The sequence below is a fragment of the Flavobacterium sp. genome (assembly GCF_041392005.1).
In the GTDB taxonomy this organism is placed as follows: Bacteria; Bacteroidota; Bacteroidia; order Flavobacteriales; family Flavobacteriaceae; genus Flavobacterium.
Map to the genome: position 1 here is coordinate 23,417 of NZ_JAWKMX010000007.1, position 19,830 is coordinate 43,246.

Here is a 19,830-nt window from a genome sequence, read left to right on the forward strand (position 1 = left end):
TTTACACTGAGCGATAACTTACTTATATCCTAACCTTTATTCAGCATAGAGAATTATTTTAAAGAATTCACTGTAAAAGGTTTCTTTTATCAAAGCTACTAAATTTGTTTTTTAGTTGAAAAAGAAGTTATTAACAGGTAAACAAAAAAATCCCTCTATTTGCAAGAAGGATTTTTAGGTATAATTGTGTTTTGTATTAGCTTTTTTGTTCCTTATTAAAATAGACCAAGTAGTAATACATTTGTTTTTCTTCGTCCCAACCTTTTTCTACAAATTTTTCGGCACTTTCGGTGTTTACAAAATCGAGTTTAATTTGTATGTTGGTGTCTAAATTAATGATGTTTTTAATTTTTTTACGCGCATCGGTTACTGCTGGGTTCGAAATAGGGAAAGACGAAACGTCTTCAATACTGTATTTTGCGCCTTTATCTACTTTATAGTTTTTAAATTCTGGAATAAACTCGGGGTTTTCCATTACTTCATTTAAAAAATTGGTTTCTTCAAAATCGTCGTTTTTAGCAAAATGGTTTATGGCACGATTCATAAACAGTACTTCTTGCTGTTTGTCTTCGGCTGGTAAAACCACATCTTTGGCAAAATCTTTACAAAATTGAAGGTATTTTTTAGTCATAAAATTTTCATCTTGAAACACATCAACCGACAAAAAGTTTTCTAACCAATAACGTGCATCGTAGCGGTTACTATCAACCGAAAGTATTTTGTAGCCTTCTTCTTTTTTATAGTTAAAAATGATGCAACCTTTATCAAGTTTATTTAAGTTGATGCCTTGTTGTAATAGTAGTTCTAGGTTTTGGTTGTTTTCTTCAAATTGAAGGAAATCGGTTTTAATTTCGCTTTTAAATATGCCAATGGCGTCAACCGTTTGGTTATCGATACCTACGTGGCTTAAATAGGTAACATATACTTCGCCACTTTTTATATGCGGATGATTAGACTGCTCGTATAAATGCTGTGTAATTTTTTTTGAAACGTTATGAATTTCACTTGGATTGTTAAAAGCTTCGTTTGCCAAGTTGTACATTTCGTTGTATTCTAAATCTACTTCGTGAGCAAATTGGTAGTAATTTTCTTCTTTATCGCGAAAGGGTTTAAAGAAAAATTCTTTTAAAAGCGGCATTATTTCATCGGTTAAATTATAAGGTTTTTCCGATAAAAACAATGGTTCGGCTTTACTTTTATTTCCTACACTGTGTAGCGATAGGTTTTCTATATGGGTGTTGTATAAGTTTATCATGTTTATTTAGATAATAGATAAAAGAAGAAAGAAAAAAGATTTCTTCAGTTACTCTTTATAAATGAATCTTTTATTTTTTTGTTTTGGCTCTTGGTTCTTGTATCTTGCTTCTTAAATTAGTTCCAATTTTCATCGAAGCCAAAGTCTTCGAAGCTGTCATCGCCATCAAACATATCGAAATCGTCACCATCATTAAAATCGGCATCAAAATTTTCAGATTCAAATTCTTTTTCGGGTGCTTCGCTAGGCAATTGTCCGTGCGAAAATAATAAAGCCGGATAGCTTTGTCCTTCTTCTTTTTCTTCGATAGCGCCAAGCTCTACTAAAAATGTCCACATATTAAAAAAGTCGTACACATAAATAATTTTAGTTTGCTCTTCGTACAAAATATCTTCTAAAACAAAATCGGTCATTATGCGCATTTCGCCTGGCACGTCGCCGGTATCGAACAATGGAATTTCATCTTCCTGATTCCACTCATCGTCGCAAGTGTAAAAAGAAGCCATTTCGCTACCATCGAACCCAAAAGCGTTTACAATAGCGTTGTGTAAATCTTCTAAAGTAGTTTCTTTTTCTATGGCAATATCTCTAAAAATATCGTCATCGGCATCTAAAATAACCCGAAATTTATAAATCATAATCAGTATTTTTTTGGAAAGACAAAAGTAAACATTAATTAAAAAACAGTAGGTATAAAATTTTCGATTGTTGATAAAAAGATTTTTATTGCGGTTAGGTGTTAAAAATATGATATTTGATACTAATTTACAGTTCAGGTAGTAAAATCGACAGTTCGGTAGTTTCTTTTTTTAAATGAAATAAATCCATAGCATCTTTGTGGTGTAAAACAATTAAAACTATTTATTATGACACGAATTATTACCTTTTTAGTACTGATGATACTAGGACAATTATCGGCACAAAACACAGTTGAAACGCAATTAAAAGATGCACTTTTAACTTGGAATTCAAATGATAAAGAAAAAGCATTGCCATTATTTGATGAAGTGGCTGAAAAATATGCCGACAATTGGTTAGCGAACTATTACGTTGCTTATGCTAATGTTGTTACCGCTTTTTCATATAAAGAACAACCCGAAACATTAAAAGTTTATTTAGACAAAGCACAAACGGCTCAAGATAAGGTAAATTTACTTGAACCTAATAATGCCGAAGTTTTAGTGGTGCAAGCTTTAATAAATACGGGTTATATTATTTATAATCCTATGCAAAATGGTAGAACGTATTCAGAATTTGTACAAAAACTGTATAAAAGAGCTTTGTTGTTAGCGCCCGAAAACCCGCGTGTATTGCTTTGTAAAACCGAATTTGAAGTAGGAATGACACGTTATATGGGTGGCGATGTAAAACCGTTTTGCAATCAGTTTTTAAAGGCAAAAGAACTTTTTAGTACCTTTAAACCAGAAAGCGATTTGCACCCAAACTGGGGAACAGAAAAATTAGAAAACGATTTACTTACTTGTAATTAAAATCAAATGAATTATACAAAAGAATTAGCAAAGGCAACAATAATTGGAGTTGTGATTTTTTTTAGTATTCAATTAATCAACTTCAGTTATAATCAAGTTTTGCCTAGTGTAACTACGTTACAATGGAATTTTATATTTACGTTGTTGTATAGTGTGGTATTGTATTTTGCCAATGCTTTTGTGTTTATTTGGGTTTATAAAAATTTTAAATCGAGTGGTGTTTCGGTAAAACGTTTGTTACTAGGGTTTGTTGCTTCCTTTTTTATTAGTACTATATCTATTTTTATTTTACGAGTTTTTGAAGAAGTTATAGTAGAAAATGTTTCAATAGCTGATTTTTTTAAACAAGAAAAAATTGGAAATTATGTTATATCATTGGTAATCACACTAATTGTTTCGTTGGTTATTCATTTAATTTATTTTTATAAAAATTACCAAGAAAATAGAGTAAAAAAAGAGAAAATTATTGCAGGAAATGCTTCGGCACAATTTGAAAGTTTAAAAAATCAACTCGATCCTCATTTTTTATTTAATAGTTTAAATGTGTTGCGTGCATTAATTGAAGAAAACCCAGATAATGCACAAAAATTTACCACTTCGTTGTCAAAAGTTTATCGTTATGTTTTAGAGCAACGCGATAAAGAATTGGTAACCATTGAAGAAGAACTCAACTTTGCTCGAATTTACATGAATTTAATACTAATGCGATTCGAAAACAGTATTTCTTTTGAATTACCAAATATTGAAAACACTGAAATTGCTGATGGTAAAGTTGTTCCGTTATCGTTGCAATTACTTTTAGAAAATTGTATTAAGCATAATAGCGTAAGTCAGCAAAAACCACTTCATATTAAAATTTATGTAGAAAACAACGAATTAATAATCGAAAATAATTTACAAAAAAAGGAAGTTTTTAACGAAAGAAAAGGTGTAGGCTTGCAAAATATTGTTAGTCGCTATGCAATTTTAACCGATAGAAAAATTCGGATTTTAGAATCAGATGCAATCTTTAAAGTAACACTTCCTATATTAACCAAACAAATTGAAAATAATATGAATACAGCAACATATAATGAAGAATTAGCTTACACAAAGGCTAAAAATAGAGTAAAAGAAATACGCGAATTTTATAACAACTTAATTACTTACATTGTTGTAATTCCTTTTTTAATACTAGTAAATTATAAAACTTCAAATTTCCAATGGTTTTGGTTTCCACTTTTTGGTTGGGGTTTTGGTATTGTTATGCAAGCCATACAAGTTTTCGGATTAACGAAAAACTGGGAAGAACGCAAAATAAATGAAATTTTGAATAAAGATAACAACGAAAGAAAATATCAATAAAAAACAAAACAATGGAAAATTACAAATCAGAATACGAACGCTACGAAGCTGCAAGAAAACGAGTAAAAGAAATAAAAGGATTTTATGTTCACTTTGCCATTTATATTGCAGTAAATTGTTTTTTACTGGGCATTAATTTATACTTTACACCACAACATTTATGGTTTTTTTGGTGTACAATTGGCTGGGGAATAGGCGTGTTTTTTCATGCTATGGGTGTATTTGACTTGTTACCTTTTTTTGGTAAAAAATGGGAAGAAAATAAAATTGATGAATTAATGAATAAAGAAAATAAATCAAAATGGGAATAAATCACAACACAATGAACGTAGACGAAATAAAATATTTAGAAGCAAAAAAACGCGTAAAACGAATTAAAGGTTTTTATACTCATGCAACCATATTTGTATTGGTAAACATTATGGTATTTATAGTAAATGCTCGTGAAATTCCAGCAGGCGAATCGCTATTTCAATGGCGTACACTATCAACTCCATTTTTTTGGGGAATCGGACTTTTAGCGCATGGCTTATCGGTTTTTTTACCTAATTTTATTTTAGGTAAAAATTGGGAAGAACGAAAAATTAAAGAATTTATGGATGAAGAAAAACGTAAATTTCAATAATAATTTAGTTAAATAATGACGATTTTAATTATAGAAGACGAAAAACCAGCTGCGCGAATGTTGCAACGAAAAATTGAAAAATTAGGATTTCAAGTCAATCAATTATTACATTCTGTTGAAGAATCAATTCATTGGCTAAAAAATAATCCACATCCCGATTTACTTTTTCTCGATATTCAACTTTCTGATGGCTTATCGTTTGAAATATTTGATAATATAAACTTGCAAAGTGCAATTATTTTTACAACGGCTTATGATGAATATGCACTAAAAGCTTTTAAACTAAATAGTGTGGATTATTTGTTAAAACCAATTGATGACGAAGAATTGGAATCGGCAATTTCAAAATTTCAAAATCAATTTCAAAAAAACTCAATTTCGGGTATAAATTTCGACGCTATAAAACAAATGTTAACCAACCCGATTGAAAAAACATATAAAACCCGATATTCATTTAAAATTGGCAATCAAATAAAGATAATTTCAATCGATCAAATTGCTTGTTTTTACAGTGAAAATAAAGGCACTTATATTCATACATACGACAATCGCGATTATTTAATAGATGAAACACTCGATGAAGTAGTAGTTGAGCTTAATCCAACCGATTTTTTTAGAATTAATCGTCAAGTAATCGTAGCTTTTAAGGCAATTTCAGAAATTCAAGTACATACCAATTCTCGTTTAAAATTACATTTACAGTCCTATACAAAAGATGATTTAATTGTTGCCCGTGAACGCGTAAACGATTTTAAAAATTGGATTAGTTAAGTATTTTGTTGTTTTCATTTCGTAATTTTGCTATTCAAATTTTAAAAAGTAAATGAATATACCGCAATGTAGTTTTCCTCGTTTAGTGATTATTGGTGGTGGATTTGCCGGAATTTCGTTAGCCAAAAAACTTAAAAATAAAAACCTTCAAGTTGTTTTACTTGATAAACACAATTATCACAATTTTCAACCGTTGATGTATCAAGTGGCAACTGGCGGTTTAGAACCCGATTCTATTGCGTATCCCATTCGTAAAGTGGTGCAAAATTTTGAAGATTTTTATTTTCGTTTAGCCGATGTAACTGAAGTAGATACAAAAAATAAAAAAGTTATTGCCGATATTGGCGAACTAAAATATGATTATTTAGTTATAGCAACGGGCTCAAAAACCAATTTTTTTGGCAATAAAGAAATGGAACGCAATGCGATGGCAATGAAAACCATTCCGCAATCTTTAAATATTCGTAGTTTAATTTTAGAAAATTTTGAACAAGCTTTATTGACGAACGATATTAACGAACGTCATAGTTTAATGAATTTCGTTTTAGTTGGCGGAGGACCAACAGGTGTTGAACTCGCTGGCGCATTAGCCGAAATGAAAAAAGCCATTTTACCAAAAGATTATCCCGATTTGGATATTCGTAAAATGGAAATCAATCTCATTCAAAGTAGTGATCGAATATTGAATACAATGAGTGAAAATGCTTCTGAAAAAGCAGAAAAATTCTTAATTGATTTAGGAGTTGAGGTATGGAAAAATGTTCGTGTAACCAGTTACGATGGTAAAATAGTTACCACAAATTCCGATTTAAGTTTTGAAGCTGCTACCGTTGTATGGACTGCAGGCGTGCAAGGCGCATTAATCAACGGGTTAGATGCAAATTCATTGGTAGAACGTGCCGACAGAATTAAAGTAAACGCTTATAATCAAGTTATTGGTTATGACACTATTTTTGCTATTGGTGATATTGCAGTAATGACTTCAGAAGATTATCTACAAGGTCATCCTATGATGGCGCAACCGGCAATGCAACAAGGGCGTCATTTAGCAGATAATATTATTCGATTAATAAATAAAAAAGAAATGAAACCTTTTGTTTATAAAGATAAAGGTTCTATGGCAACCATTGGAAGAAATAAAGCTGTTGTTGATTTACCAAAATTTCAGTTTAGTGGTGTTTTTGCTTGGTTTGTTTGGATGTTTGTACATTTGTTTTCACTTATTGGGTTTAAAAACAAAGCGGTTGTTTTCTTAAATTGGGTATATAATTATGTTCGTTTCGATAGAGAAGCCCGATTAATTATTCGTCCGTATAAGAAAAAACAAATTGAAAGTTTTGTTTCTGATGAAGTTTAGTTTAGTGAAAAGTGAAAAGTGAAAAGTGAAAAGTGAAAAGCTCTTTACTAATTACTTTTTACTTTTTACTAATTTTCTCAAACCCAATCGCTAATCCCACAAAACGACTATAACTAATAATTCCTTCTTGTTGGTTGGCTTTTAAAAAGTTGTCGTAAAAAAACTCAAAAAAAGTATCAATAGGCGTATGGTAACTATTCCAAAATGCTTCATTTTCTTTAAAATTTTTAATAACACCTACATTCAATTTTGATAAAAATGCTTTCCCTTTTCCTTCTTCAATGCGTTCTAAATTACCTAAACAATAGTTGGTTATAAAACTGTAGGCTGAATATTGAAAATACAAATCATCATGATTCGAAGCAGCTATAAATCCAATAAAATTACATTCACTTTCGCTACCAATGCCTACTTGATGACCCATTTCGTGGCAAGTGGTCATCGGTAAAGTGAAATTTGGTTTTAAGGTATTGACTTGCGCTTCATTCGTAAACGGATTTATATAGCCACCAAATCCCATATAACTTAAAAGATAACGAAGTAGTGAAGGCTTAATACTTTCATTCGCGTAGTGAAACTCTTGTAACGATTTGGGAAGTTTAGCATAACCGTTTTGTGCCATGGCAAATACTTCTTCATCCGAATACGGCACTTTCACAGCTGTAGAATCATTTCCAGTAATTTGTAATTGCAAAGCATTGGTTTTAGCAATCATTTTCTCAGTAAAAACTAGTAATTCTTCTTCGGTATATTCTTTTTCAATGTTTAGTTTTTCATGTAATGGAACACGATAATAATTCATTCCCCATAAAATATGAAACAAAAAATAAAAAACCGAAAACCAACTTAAAATAGTTAATCCGTTACTTTTCCAATTCTTGAAAAATCCTTTTCTAGTTTTCCAAATCCAACGAATCAATAAAATAATCAAAAGGCTGTAAATAACGTCGCCAAACGAAAACGGAATGTTACCAAAAACCGTTCGGTTGCACCAAGCTATTTTTTTATATAAACCATGGCTGTAATTTTTTTCAATAAATGATGGAAATTGTCCAAGTATTTTTACAACAACAATTTGAATAATAAGAAATGAAGAAAGCAGGTATTTTGATTTTATTTTATTCATTAACTTTGATTTAAACTCCGGTAGCGTTTGATTCTATAAATATAAAAAGTCTTCTTATATTTGTAGTATGAAATTGAAAAAATCTCAAATAGCTAAAATTATAGATTATTTTAAAACAAAACCTGTTTTAAAAGCCTATTTATTTGGTTCGTATGTAACAAATACAGCAAATGAAAATAGCGATATTGATGTTTTGGTTGAGTTAGATTATTCGCAACGAATAGGTTTTCAATTTGTTCAGATGAAATTAGATTTAGAAAAACTGTTAGGTAAGAAAGTGGATTTGGTTTCTTCAAATGCAGTTTCTAAATACATTAAACCTCATATTGAAAGCGAAAAAATAGAGATTTATGCAAAATAATTTTAAAGACAAAATTAGATTGCAACACATTTTTGATGCTATTTCTGAAATAGAAACCTATAATTTATCTAAAAATTTTGATGATTTTACTGAAGATTCTATGCTTCAAAATGCTTCAATTCGTTTGTTAGAAGTTATTGGCGAAGCTTCAAATCATCTTTCAAAAGAAATTATAGAAAAATACAATACGATTGAGTGGGCGCAAATTATTGGATTACGAAATTTCTTAATTCATGAATACTTTGGAGTTGATTTACATATTGTATGGAATATTATTCGGTATGAATTACCCGATTTTAAAAATCAAATACAATTAATAATTGAAGATTTAGAAATAAAATAATAATGAGTCAAGAAGTAAGAAACTTAGAGCCAAAAGCGCTTTGGAATAAATTTGCCGATTTAAATGCAGTACCACGTCCATCTAAAAAAGAAGAAAGAGTAATTGCATTTATGATGGATTTTGGAAAAAAATTAGGTTTAGAAACCATCAAAGATGAAGTTGGCAATGTTATCATCAAAAAACCAGCTACAGCAGGAATGGAAAACCGTAAAACCATTGTGATGCAATCGCATTTGGATATGGTGCACCAAAAAAATAACGATACCAATTTCGATTTTAACACGCAAGGCATTGAAATGTATGTTGATGGCGACTGGGTACGTGCAAAAGGAACAACTTTGGGTGCCGATAACGGAATTGGTGTAGCAACTATAATGGCAATTTTGGAAAGTACTGATATTCCGCATCCTGCCATTGAAGCTTTATTTACCATTGATGAAGAAACTGGAATGACAGGCGCCATGGGTTTAAAAGGCGGATTGTTGGAAGGAAAAATACTTTTAAATTTAGATACTGAAGAAGACGATGAAATCGACATAGGATGTGCTGGTGGTGTAGATGTAACGGCAGTTGCCGAATATGACGAAGAAGACGCACCTGAAGGTTCGGTTGGGTATAAAATTACCGTAAAAGGCTTGAATGGTGGTCACTCGGGTATGCAAATACATGAAGGTTTGGGTAATGCCAACAAAATAATGAATCGTTTGTTGTATAGCGGTTACGAAGATTTTGGTTTACAAATTACTACTATAAATGGCGGAAGTTTGCGCAATGCTATTCCTCGTGAGAGTGTTGCCGAAGTAATTATTGCCGAAATGTATGACGAAGCGTTTGAGTTCGATATGCAAGAAATTATCAATGAGATTAAGGCCGAATTCAAAACGACAGAACCAAACTTACAAATTGTAATTGAAAAATTAGATACAGTTCCTGCAAAAGTGTTGCCTTCAATGGCGCAGTTTTATTTGGTTCGAGCTTTATACACCGCACATAATGGTGTGTATCGCATGAGTGCCGATTTTGATAATTTGGTAGAAACTTCCAACAATATTGCCAAAGTAACGGTTGGTAACGGACAAGTAAAAATTGAATGTTTAACCCGTTCTTCAGTAGAAAGTTCAAAATTTGATTTGGCTAATGCCTTACGTTCTGCATTTGAATTGATGGGTTGCAAAGTAACTTTTTCAGGAAGTTATCCGGGTTGGACGCCCAATCCTAACTCTGAAATTTTAGATGTGTTAACCGCAATTTACGAAAAACAAAACGGAAGCAAAGCCAATGTTGTAGCTTGCCATGCTGGGTTAGAATGTGGTATATTAGGCCAAAACTACCCAGGAATGGATATGATTTCGTTTGGACCAACGATTAAAGGCGCACACAGCCCAGATGAAAGAGCAAGCATTTCTTCTGCACAAAAATATTGGAAATTTGTGTTGGAAATTTTAGCGAATATACCAGCTAAGTAATTAGAGATTCGAAATTAGTTGATAGTAAAACTCCCAAGCGAAGCTTGGGAGTTTTAATCATTTGTATTCATAATTTCTGGTCTCAAATCTTTTTCAATTGTTTTTAAAATTAGATCTTTAAAACTATGATGGATTTTATGAAAATTAGAATTATATTTTTTCGAAATTAAAAAACAATAAGAAGGAATTAATTTTAATACTATTTTAATTATTTCATTAACTTTTACTTTAGAATATTTAGGAAAGAAATCCAAAGAATTGATGTTTGCCATATTTACTTCTTCAGCAGTATGGACATCTTTGCATAAAATTTTATAAATATTATGTAAATTTCTAAATTCAGATTTATTTGGTTCATTTTTGAAAAAATCTATAGTTTTAATTTTATCAAACAGTTCATATACACTCTTTTCTTTATCTATATTTGGTAAAAAGCTTAAAGAAAAACCTTTTAAAAAACATTCAATAGAACTTCTTAATATTAACTTACTTGATTTATAATTTCCAGTTGTTAAATGAAACAAACAAGTAATTAAATCTGAATTTGATTCTTTAAGATACAAATACTCATTTTTAGGAATTGAATTTTCTAATTCTGTAATTAAAGCGAAATAGCTATAATATTTCTTATGATAAATAGAAATAAAAATTGTAAAACCATCTTCCTTTAAAAGCGATTTTAAATTAAAATTTTCTATGTATTTTAAAATTTCATCAAAATCCTTTTTTATAACTCTTGACATTTTTACAAATTTCTAATTATTTTATTCCAAGTAAAACCAACTTCTTTTTTAGCTTTTTTGATTTTAGCAATTCTAACATCATCAGAGAAAATTTCTTTTAAATATTTATAAAGTGTGTCCAAATTCTCATTATTAGTATTTGAAACTTCACAAACTATCCAACCTATATATTCAATTCTTGATCTTTTTGCAGCTCTACTTGGTTTTAATAAAAGTACTTCTTCTGCAAAATCTAACATTTCAGAATTACTCTTAAAAAGTTCTGTATCTTGCAGAATTTTTGGGAGTACCCCTACTAAATATGTTTTACCTTCATTATTAATTGCAAAGTCAAGTTTGTTATGAAAAACAATATTTCTTTCGTTTGATAAATTACGAATAAGTATAGAAATCTCTTTTAAGGAAATATTTTTTCCACTTTCAAGAAGCCAAGATAGTTCCTCAATAAAATTTGCCGTTTGAATTAATTTATTTTTATCCATTTAATCTATCTTTTAATTCTTTTATTATACTTGATAAAGCAGATTTTGTTATAGTATCATCACTATCTAATATAAATCTTTTTTCAAGTTGCAATTTAGCAATTTCTGTCCTTTTAGGTAAGTATTTATTATATAATAATTTTTTCCATTTTTTGTCTTGAAGTACATTTTGTAGAGCATTTTGATAAATAATGGAATCGCTTCTTTCAACCATAGTGAAAATTAAACCAATACATTTGATGTTTAAATTGTAAGCATCTTTCTTTTGTTCTACTATATTTTCTAACAAATCAATACCTACAAATGAAATTGGGTCAGGTTTTACTGGAATTAAATAATAATTACAGGCAATTAAAGCACTAGTCATCCAAACTGAAGGTGTTGGAGGAGTATCAATTAAAACATAGTCGTATTTTTCTATTTTTGAAATTTCTTCTATATATTGTTTAAGCTTATTTTCTTTACCAGAACCTGAAGCCATTTCAAGTTTAAATAATTCTAAATTTCCAGGGAGTATATGAAGATAATCAGAAATTTTATGTGGTGTAATGTCTTTTAGTTCTGTTTCAACACAAGATGGTCCACTGACAGTACTAATTTTTCTTTTAACATTATCATCAAAAATTTTCAATATTGTATCATGTTCTTTTGATAAATATTCGACATATTCTTCACCTGTAAAAAAACATTGCGTTGTATTAAATTGTGGATCAATATCAATTAAAAGTACTTTGTTTTTTTCTCTTCTAGATAGAAAATCAGCTAAATTAACAGTGAGTGTTGTTTTACCAACTCCACCTTTCATGTTGATTAAACATATTGTATGCATACGTAACTATTTATAACTTTCTATGTAAAAATAGAAAAAAAACATACAACTTCACCAAGATACCTTTTCGTTTTACAATATTTTTATAATCATATTGTATCGTAATGGCTTTTTGTAGCCAGCGTTTAGTTTTATAGTGAAGACTTCATTATTTACTTCTTTATAAGCTTATCAAAAATTCCGCTTATTTGTATTTTTTCATTTAAACTAAGTGGTTGACTAAAATCTAAGAAAACTTTATCGATTTGTGGTTTTATTTCGGCAATAACTTTTTCGCCTAACTCCGTAATCTTTATGCGTTTTGCCCTTTTGTCTTCATCATCTATAAATTCGCTTACCAATTTATTTTTAATCAAACGCTTTATAATTTCAATTCCTGTTGGAGCTTCAAGATTATGCAGTTCAATAATTTCCATTTTTCTAAACGTAGATTGAAAATTAAGATGCAATAAAAAACTATACTCATCTATAGAGGAAAGTAAAGAGTTAGCCAAAATGGGTTTGGTTTGTTTTTTTAGCTCTTTGTTTAAGTGCATTAATTTAAAAGAAATCGCTAATTCTTCATGCTGATTGATTGCTTCGTTTGTATTTGTAGTATTACTAAAAAGCTGATTGTTTAACCAAATAACAAAATCATTTAGTTCGCCAGAGTTATTCTTTTCTTCAAATTCTTCAACATACTGTATTAAAGATGTAAGTAACGAATAGTTCATTTAATTGTGTTTTTGAACAAAAATAATAAAATAATTGTTTTATTGAAATAAATTAATACATTTGCAATGTAAACATAGTAATAAATATAAAATACAATTAAAATGAATAAATTTTTAGTTTTAGCAGTAATCACTGTTTTAGTTTCATGTACAACCAAAAAAGAAGAAAACAAAATGGAAACAACATTTCAAGAACCGCAGTACACTTTTATGTCTATTTCTACAGCAAAAGAGGGAAAATTAGACGATTTAATTAGAATTGCAAGTAAGCCAAGCGAACTGATGGACGAAAAAATAGAGGGACTAATCGCCCGACAAGTTAGTGTAGATAGAGAAAGAAATTCGGTTGTGGTTTGGGTTGCTTTCGATTCTAAAGAAACGTTGTACAACTATTTAAAAACCGATGAAGGTAAAAATGATCATGGCGATCAAGAAGAAATGGATGCTATTATCGATACATTCGTGATGTATGATTTAGAACCAAAATCGCAGCGATTTGCTCCAAAACAATAAGCAAACAAAAATCCCAACTTCTAGAAGTTGGGATTTTTAACTTTAAAAAACTAACAAGAAAATGATAGGGAAAAGCATTCCGATTAGCGTTAATTTCCAACCGTAGCGCTTAAAGGTGTGTTTTCCATGTTTTACCATCATGGCACCTGTAATGGCTATTATGATTAATGAGATACCAAAAATATCAGAAAAATAAATCCACCAATTTGAAGTGTTTTTGTGCAATTTCATGGCTTGACTAATTACAGGAGTTTTTACAAACGTTATTATTTCGCCTTTACCCGTTTTTACATCAACTTCAACTTCAGTGTTTTCAAACATCATTTTGAATTTTCCTTTGCGAATCATGTGACGTTTTACATTATCTTTAATTTGTAATTCTTTGGCTAAATTTTCAGCAAATTCATCTGTAATTTCATTGGGTTTCGGTAAATTTACTGTAATTTCTTTGGCTTCGATGGTAAATTTTTCGGGATGCCAATGCTCGCGATGATTCATTAATATTCCTGAAAAAGCAAACGTTATAATCAATCCTAAATAAAAATAGCCTAAATCGCGATGTAAATTTCTGATTTTTTGAGCTTTCATTTATTAGAAATTATAGGTTAATGCAACCGAATAATTACGAGGCGCAATTGGGTTTAAACTATTGTCATCGTGAGCATTGTAGTTCAATTCGTTAAACAAATTACTCAACTTGGTTCGTAAAGTAAAGTTTTTGTACGCATAGCTTAAGGTTGCATCTGTTTGTAAATAATCGCTTAAATAAATGAGTTGGCGTTCATCGTTTGTAATTTGAACTCGTGTAGAACGACCAGCGTAGCGTGTACCAAAATAAGTATTAATTAACCCGAAGTTTAATCCTTTTAAAGAACCCTCTAAAAACTCGTAGTTGAAACTTAAATTAGCAGTATTTTTTGGGTTGTAGCGCAATAAACTTCCTTCTACATAATAATCGCTATCTAGAAATTTAGTTTCGTTAAAACTATATCCAGCTATTATTGAAAAACCATCAAATGCTTCATAATTAATATCAATTTCTACACCTTTGCTTTGCACTGTTCCAGCTAAAACTTTTATATACGAATAGGTGTTTCCATTAGCCAATGATTGTTGGTAATTTTTATGATTTGTAATTTGATAGGCAATAACGTTTAAACCTAGTTTTTGGTTGAAAAATTTATTTTTAATACCAATTTCATATTGATCGATAATAGAAGGTTCTAATGCCTTTCCATTTAAATCTAACCCTGAATTTGTTTCAAATGAATTAGAGTAAGTAGTAAATAAAGTATGATTTTCGGTAGGTTGATAAATTAATCCAATTCGGGGCGAAAAGGCGTCATCATATTGGTTAGAAGTTTCGGTGGTAGAAGTGCTATAGGTAAACACATTACTTTCGGTGTCTTGATAACTATAGCGAATACCTGCTAAAACTTTCCATTTTTCGGTTAATGTTACTAAATCTTGAACATAAATTCCAAAACGACTTACGGGCGCAGTGGTTACACTTGTTTTTGTCATAGTTGGTATTTCGGCTTCCTTTAAAGGCTCATATTCTTCAAAAATATTTATAGTGTCATAATTTACATTGTTATAACGGGTAGCACTATTTTTAAAATTTTCTACATCGGCACCTACTAAAAAGTTATGGCTAACATTTCCTGTGGCAAAAATTCCATTTAAATTAGCTTGTTGTGTAAAATAATTGTCTTTGCTTTCGGCTTTTTGAATTCTTCTGTTCCAAGTGCCATCTTCGTTTATTAAGCCACCAGTATTAGGTCGTGTATTCGAAAACAAATCGGTTTTATAATACCGAATACCATTACTAAAATTAACTCTCCAATTGGTATTAATTTTATGCGTTAGTGTTATTGTATTCGAAAACTGCTCACTATCGTAATAACCCCATGTTACGCCAAGAAAACGGTTACGAGGTAAATCGATTACTTCATAATTAATTACACCAGCACCAAAATCGGGTGTTCGGGTATCGTTTATATAATCTGTTTCTACTAATAATTCAGTGTTTTCGGATAGTTTTATTTCAAATGAAGGATTAAAATAATAGCGTTCGGCAGTAACATAATTTCTAAAACTTTCGCCATTTGTATAACTTCCGTTAATTCTAAAAGCTGCTTTTTGGTTTTTTCCAATGCTGTTGTACACATCAAAAGTAGGTTTGTAGGTTGCAAAACTACTCTGTGCAAAACCAACTTCGCCACCAAAGGTGTATTTTGGTTTTTTAGTAATTAAATTCATAATACCACCAGGCGCCACATTGCCATATAACATAGCAGTACTACCTTTTAAAAACTCTACTTTTTCTAAACCAGAAGTTTCTATAAGCATACCGTTAAAGTAACGAATACCGTTTTTAAACGTATTGTTACTACCCAAGTTAAATCCGCGCGAAGCAATTTCTTCCTGATAACCGCCAGTAGTTCCCATAATGTAAACGCCATTTGCGTTTTTAAGTATTTCGGTTAAATTATTTACTTGTTGCTTTTTTAAATTTTCTTCTGTAATAACAGCACTTGCTTGTGGCAAATCCATTTCTTTAATGGTTGCTTTTGCACTTAATAATTTTTTATTTTTTACTTCTAAAACGAGTTCGTCTAATTGGTATTTTTTTACCGTATCGTTGTCGTTTATTGTTGTAAAATTAGTATTTAAATGTTCTTCTTGCTTATAACTTTCTTGGCAAAAACTAAGTTGAAATAGAACTAAAAAGACAATTGTGGTTACGTATAACTTCATTTTATTTAGATTTAATTAAAATAACGATGCAAAAATAAAATCCTAAATCGAATCAGCAAAATTTATTTAGATTAATTTTAAATAAAATTTTTATTATCTTGATTTGCAATGTTATTATTGGATGTAATGTTGTGTGAAATGAAGCAAAATTTTCTGTAAATTTGCAATTCGAAAAATAAAACAGACAAATGTTAGAAAGATTACAGTATGTAAAACAACGCTTCGACGAAATATCAGATTTAATTATTCAGCCTGATATTATTGCCGATCAAAAGCGTTATGTGCAATTGAATAAAGAATATAAAGACTTAAAAGCTTTAGTAGAGAAACGCGAAGAATATATAAATGTAACAGGTAATATTGCCGAAGCTAAAGAAATTATTGCCGATGGTTCTGATGCCGAAATGGTGGAAATGGCAAAAATGCAGTTAGATGAAGCGCAAGAACGTTTGCCACAGCTCGAAGAGGAAATTAAATTTATGTTAATTCCTAAAGATCCAGAAGATGCGAAAAACGTAATGGTAGAAATTCGTGCAGGTACAGGTGGCGATGAAGCGTCTATTTTTGCAGGCGATTTATTTAGAATGTACACCAAATATTGCGAAAGTAAAGGTTGGCGCACATCAGTTGTCGATTTGAACGAAGGAACATCGGGTGGCTATAAAGAGGTTATTTTTGAAGTAACAGGCGAAGACGTTTACGGCACATTAAAATTTGAAGCAGGCGTGCATCGCGTACAACGTGTTCCTCAAACTGAAACACAAGGACGTGTGCATACATCGGCAGCAACAGTAATGGTTTTGCCCGAAGCCGAAGAATTTGATGTACAAATAGATATGAACGATGTTCGTATCGATTTATTCTGTTCATCGGGTCCGGGTGGTCAGTCGGTAAATACAACTAAGTCAGCCGTTCGTATGACGCATATTCCTACAGGATTAGTAGCGCAATGTCAAGATGAAAAATCGCAACATAAAAATAAGGATAAAGCCTTACAAGTTCTGCGTTCGCGTTTATACGAAATGGAATTAGCCAAGAAACAAGAAGAAGATGCTAAAAAACGTAATTCGCAAGTTAGCAGCGGCGATCGTTCGGCAAAAATTAGAACCTATAATTATCCGCAAGGGCGTGTTACCGATCATAGAATTGGTTTAACTTTATACGATTTAGATGGCGTAATGAACGGAAACCTTCAAAAAGTAATTGACGAATTACAATTAGTAGCTAATACTGAAAAATTAAAAGAAACCGAAGTATATTAATTTAAGAAAATAGAATATAGAAAACAGATAATAGATAAATGTCGAGCATTAAAAGTTCGACATTTTTTTTTAAGAACTTGTTAGTTTTTTTTATAAAATAAGGTTTAACTTTACAACATTTCAACTTTATAACAACAATGACAACACAACAACTCGTTAATCAAATTCACCAAAAAAAATCGTTTCTCTGTATAGGTTTAGATGTCGATTTAAACAAAATTCCACAGCATTTATTAGAAAAAGAAGATCCTATTTTCGAATTTAATAAAGCAATTATCGATGCTACTCACAATTTATGTGTGTCGTATAAACCCAATACTGCTTTTTACGAAGCCTATGGCATAAAAGGTTGGCAATCGCTACACAAAACAATTCAATATATTAACGATAATTATCCCGAAATTTTTACTATTGCCGATGCAAAACGTGGCGATATAGGCAACACGTCATCTATGTACGCCAAAGCATTTTTTAGCGATTTACAATTCGATAGTGTTACCGTTGCGCCTTATATGGGTAAAGATTCGGTAGAACCATTTTTAGCTTTTGAAAACAAACATACAATTCTATTAGCTTTAACTTCAAATGAAGGTGCTTTCGATTTTCAAACCAAGAAAGTTGATGATAAAGAATTGTACAAGCAAGTTTTAGAAACATCAAAAACTTGGAAAAATTCTGAAAACCTAATGTATGTAGTAGGTGCTACAAAAGCAGAATATTTTGCTGAAATTCGCAAAATTATTCCTAATAGTTTTTTACTTGTTCCAGGTGTTGGCGCACAAGGTGGAAGTTTAGCTGAAGTTTGCAAATATGGTTTAGCCGAAAACGTTGGATTATTAATAAATTCTTCTCGCGGCATCATTTATGCTTCAAATGGAAAAGATTTTTCCGAAAAGGCAAAAGAAGAAGCATTAAAACTGCAAACTGAAATGTGTGAAATTTTAGATAAAAAACTATGACAAAACGAGATTTTTTTAGATTAGTAATTAAATTAATTGCTTTTAATGCTTTAATTACAACTATTTTGGTTCTGCCTACACAATTTTTTAATCTTCATTTAGCATCAGATCAAATTTTACAAATTATAGGAATTGCACTTATAGGAATAACTGTAATGGTTGCTTTAATTTATACTCTAATAAATAATATCGATAAAATCATCGACTTTTTTAAATTAGATAAAGGTTATGATTCCGATAAAATTGAAATAAACACAATTTCCTTTACCCAAATTATTAAATTGTTAATTATTTTTATTTCAGGAACTTTAATAATAGATAATTTAGCTTACATATTTGTTGAACTAATCAATATTTTTAAATACAATGCTTATGGCGATTTTATTTTAGATGAAAAGCCTCAATATTATTGGTTTTATGTTCGTTTAATTTCTGTTTCAATGGGTTTTATATTGCTTTTTAATAGTACTAAAATAGCTGAATATATAAATAAAAAATAACCTAAACCATGAAACAAGTTTTCATTGATCAAGTAGGCAACAATCACACTTTTGATGCTGTTCCAAAACGAATAGTTTCTTTAGTTCCTTCGCAAACCGAATTGTTGTACGATTTAGGTTTAGAAGATAGCATAGTAGGTATTACCAAGTTTTGTGTACACCCTTTTCATTTAAAATCGACTAAAACTATTGTAGGCGGAACTAAAAACATAAAATTTGACAAAATAAAAACACTTCAGCCCGATATTATTATTTGTAATAAAGAGGAAAATACAAAAGAAATAGTCGAAGAATTACAAAAAATTTGCCCTGTTTGGGTTACCAATATTTATACAATTGAAGACAATGCTAAAATGATTCTCGATTTTGGCAACATTTTTAACAAAAGAGTAGAAGCCCAAAAATGGATAGATAAGATTAATTTTGCATACCATAATTTTGAACGCTTTATAAAAGAGAAACAGCACCATAAAGTTGCTTACTTTATTTGGGCAAACCCTTATATGGTAGCAGGTAAGCATACTTTTATTAATTCACTTTTAAAACTTGCAAAATTTAAAAATGTTTACGAAGACGAAAGTTCTCGATATCCAGAAATTGAATTAGAAAAAATAAAGATAAAGTATAACCCCGACTATATTTTACTATCGTCAGAACCTTTTCCGTTTAAAGAAGAACACGTTTTAGAAATGAGCAACTACACAGAAACAATTCCTTTTATTTTTGTTGATGGAGAAATGTTTTCGTGGTACGGTAGCAGGTTATTAAAGGCTTTTGAGTACTTTAAATTTGTTCGAGAAAAAATGAAATAAAAAAAAATCTCGCTATATAAACGAGATTTTTCTAAACTAACCCTAACCAAATATGATAATTTTATCACTTTTATTATGTGGTACAAATATCCGATGTTTTTTTGGAAGGTTATGTTAAT

General features: G+C 30.3%; 23 protein-coding genes. 14 read left to right on the plus strand and 9 right to left on the minus strand.

What is annotated here, in order from left to right:
- Positions 1-196: 196 nt before the first annotated feature.
- Both R2808_RS05305 and R2808_RS05310 read right to left on the minus strand, forming a co-directional pair.
- Positions 197-1,255 carry a nucleoid-associated protein gene (locus R2808_RS05305; protein WP_371269920.1) on the minus strand — a complete coding sequence of 353 codons (1,059 nt, stop codon included), beginning with the start codon at positions 1,253-1,255 and terminating at the stop codon, positions 197-199.
- 116 nt (positions 1,256-1,371) lie between these two features.
- On the minus strand, positions 1,372-1,893 hold the full coding sequence (locus tag R2808_RS05310; protein WP_371269921.1) for a hypothetical protein: 522 nt from the start codon (positions 1,891-1,893) through the stop codon (positions 1,372-1,374).
- Positions 1,894-2,121: 228 nt separating this feature from the next.
- Here R2808_RS05310 and R2808_RS05315 point away from each other — a divergent pair, with 228 nt between their 5' ends.
- From R2808_RS05315 to R2808_RS05340, 6 genes are read left to right on the plus strand one after another with little or no spacing between them, the layout of a single operon-like run.
- Positions 2,122-2,745, plus strand: coding sequence for a tetratricopeptide repeat protein (locus R2808_RS05315; RefSeq protein WP_371269922.1), 624 nt, complete (start codon positions 2,122-2,124; stop codon positions 2,743-2,745).
- A gap of 6 nt (positions 2,746-2,751) precedes the next feature.
- Positions 2,752-4,089: a 2TM domain-containing protein gene (locus tag R2808_RS05320; RefSeq protein WP_371269923.1), complete on the plus strand. Its 1,338-nt coding sequence runs from the start codon at positions 2,752-2,754 to the stop codon at positions 4,087-4,089.
- A gap of 11 nt (positions 4,090-4,100) precedes the next feature.
- Positions 4,101-4,400, plus strand: a complete 300-nt coding sequence (locus tag R2808_RS05325) for a 2TM domain-containing protein (protein ID WP_371269924.1) — start codon at positions 4,101-4,103, stop codon at positions 4,398-4,400.
- An 11-nt stretch (positions 4,401-4,411) separates the two neighbouring features.
- Positions 4,412-4,714, plus strand: a complete 303-nt coding sequence (locus tag R2808_RS05330; protein ID WP_371269925.1) for a 2TM domain-containing protein — start codon at positions 4,412-4,414, stop codon at positions 4,712-4,714.
- A gap of 15 nt (positions 4,715-4,729) precedes the next feature.
- Positions 4,730-5,485 (plus strand): LytR/AlgR family response regulator transcription factor, encoded by a 756-nt coding sequence (locus R2808_RS05335; protein ID WP_371269926.1) that lies wholly within the window; start codon positions 4,730-4,732, stop codon positions 5,483-5,485.
- Between the two features lie 52 nt (positions 5,486-5,537).
- Positions 5,538-6,842: an NAD(P)/FAD-dependent oxidoreductase gene (locus R2808_RS05340; protein WP_371269927.1), complete on the plus strand. Its 1,305-nt coding sequence runs from the start codon at positions 5,538-5,540 to the stop codon at positions 6,840-6,842.
- 58 nt (positions 6,843-6,900) lie between these two features.
- Here the strand turns inward: R2808_RS05340 and R2808_RS05345 are convergent, their stop codons facing one another.
- A complete protein-coding gene (locus R2808_RS05345; RefSeq protein ID WP_371269928.1) occupies positions 6,901-7,968 on the minus strand; it encodes a DUF3810 domain-containing protein in 1,068 nt (355 codons plus the stop codon).
- 73 nt (positions 7,969-8,041) lie between these two features.
- Between R2808_RS05345 and R2808_RS05350 the strand changes: the two genes are divergently transcribed.
- Genes R2808_RS05350 through R2808_RS05360 form a run of 3 tightly spaced genes read left to right on the plus strand, consistent with a single transcriptional unit; the run spans position 8,042 to position 10,138 of the window.
- Positions 8,042-8,329 carry a nucleotidyltransferase family protein gene (locus tag R2808_RS05350; RefSeq protein WP_371269929.1) on the plus strand — a complete coding sequence of 96 codons (288 nt, stop codon included), beginning with the start codon at positions 8,042-8,044 and terminating at the stop codon, positions 8,327-8,329.
- Entirely contained in the window at positions 8,319-8,672 is a 354-nt protein-coding gene (locus tag R2808_RS05355; RefSeq protein WP_371269930.1) for a DUF86 domain-containing protein, read from the plus strand. Before R2808_RS05350 ends, R2808_RS05355 begins: the two co-directional genes overlap by 11 nt.
- 2 nt (positions 8,673-8,674) lie before the next feature.
- On the plus strand, positions 8,675-10,138 hold the full coding sequence (locus R2808_RS05360; RefSeq protein WP_371269931.1) for an aminoacyl-histidine dipeptidase: 1,464 nt from the start codon (positions 8,675-8,677) through the stop codon (positions 10,136-10,138).
- A 53-nt stretch (positions 10,139-10,191) separates the two neighbouring features.
- Here R2808_RS05360 and R2808_RS05365 read toward each other — a convergent pair whose 3' ends face one another.
- The 4 genes from R2808_RS05365 to R2808_RS05380 form a co-directional block, all read right to left on the minus strand.
- Positions 10,192-10,881, minus strand: a complete 690-nt coding sequence (locus R2808_RS05365) for a hypothetical protein (RefSeq protein ID WP_371269932.1) — start codon at positions 10,879-10,881, stop codon at positions 10,192-10,194.
- 2 nt (positions 10,882-10,883) lie between these two features.
- Positions 10,884-11,363 (minus strand): hypothetical protein, encoded by a 480-nt coding sequence (locus R2808_RS05370; protein ID WP_371269933.1) that lies wholly within the window; start codon positions 11,361-11,363, stop codon positions 10,884-10,886.
- Positions 11,356-12,192, minus strand: coding sequence for a ParA family protein (locus R2808_RS05375; RefSeq protein WP_371269934.1), 837 nt, complete (start codon positions 12,190-12,192; stop codon positions 11,356-11,358). The genes R2808_RS05370 and R2808_RS05375 overlap by 8 nt, the downstream gene beginning before the upstream one ends.
- 152 nt (positions 12,193-12,344) lie before the next feature.
- Complete coding sequence (locus R2808_RS05380) at positions 12,345-12,905, minus strand: MarR family winged helix-turn-helix transcriptional regulator (RefSeq protein ID WP_371269935.1); 561 nt, start codon at positions 12,903-12,905, stop codon at positions 12,345-12,347.
- A gap of 102 nt (positions 12,906-13,007) precedes the next feature.
- Here R2808_RS05380 and R2808_RS05385 point away from each other — a divergent pair, with 102 nt between their 5' ends.
- Positions 13,008-13,418, plus strand: coding sequence for a hypothetical protein (locus R2808_RS05385; protein WP_371269936.1), 411 nt, complete (start codon positions 13,008-13,010; stop codon positions 13,416-13,418).
- Between the two features lie 42 nt (positions 13,419-13,460).
- On the opposite strand, the gene R2808_RS05390 is transcribed toward R2808_RS05385, so the two are convergent.
- Both R2808_RS05390 and R2808_RS05395 read right to left on the minus strand, forming a co-directional pair.
- Complete coding sequence (locus tag R2808_RS05390; RefSeq protein WP_371269937.1) at positions 13,461-14,006, minus strand: PepSY-associated TM helix domain-containing protein; 546 nt, start codon at positions 14,004-14,006, stop codon at positions 13,461-13,463.
- 3 nt (positions 14,007-14,009) lie between these two features.
- On the minus strand, positions 14,010-16,178 hold the full coding sequence (locus R2808_RS05395; RefSeq protein ID WP_371269938.1) for a TonB-dependent siderophore receptor: 2,169 nt from the start codon (positions 16,176-16,178) through the stop codon (positions 14,010-14,012).
- Between the two features lie 188 nt (positions 16,179-16,366).
- Here R2808_RS05395 and prfA point away from each other — a divergent pair, with 188 nt between their 5' ends.
- From prfA to R2808_RS05415, 4 genes are all read left to right on the plus strand, one after another.
- Entirely contained in the window at positions 16,367-17,440 is a 1,074-nt protein-coding gene (gene prfA / locus R2808_RS05400) for a peptide chain release factor 1 (RefSeq protein WP_371269939.1), read from the plus strand.
- Positions 17,441-17,577: 137 nt separating this feature from the next.
- Positions 17,578-18,399 carry an orotidine-5'-phosphate decarboxylase gene (gene pyrF, locus R2808_RS05405; RefSeq protein ID WP_371269940.1) on the plus strand — a complete coding sequence of 274 codons (822 nt, stop codon included), beginning with the start codon at positions 17,578-17,580 and terminating at the stop codon, positions 18,397-18,399.
- On the plus strand, positions 18,396-18,899 hold the full coding sequence (locus R2808_RS05410) for a hypothetical protein (protein ID WP_371269941.1): 504 nt from the start codon (positions 18,396-18,398) through the stop codon (positions 18,897-18,899). The genes pyrF and R2808_RS05410 overlap by 4 nt, the downstream gene beginning before the upstream one ends.
- 8 nt (positions 18,900-18,907) lie before the next feature.
- Positions 18,908-19,711, plus strand: coding sequence for an ABC transporter substrate-binding protein (locus R2808_RS05415; RefSeq protein WP_371269942.1), 804 nt, complete (start codon positions 18,908-18,910; stop codon positions 19,709-19,711).
- Positions 19,712-19,830 lie beyond the last annotated feature (119 nt).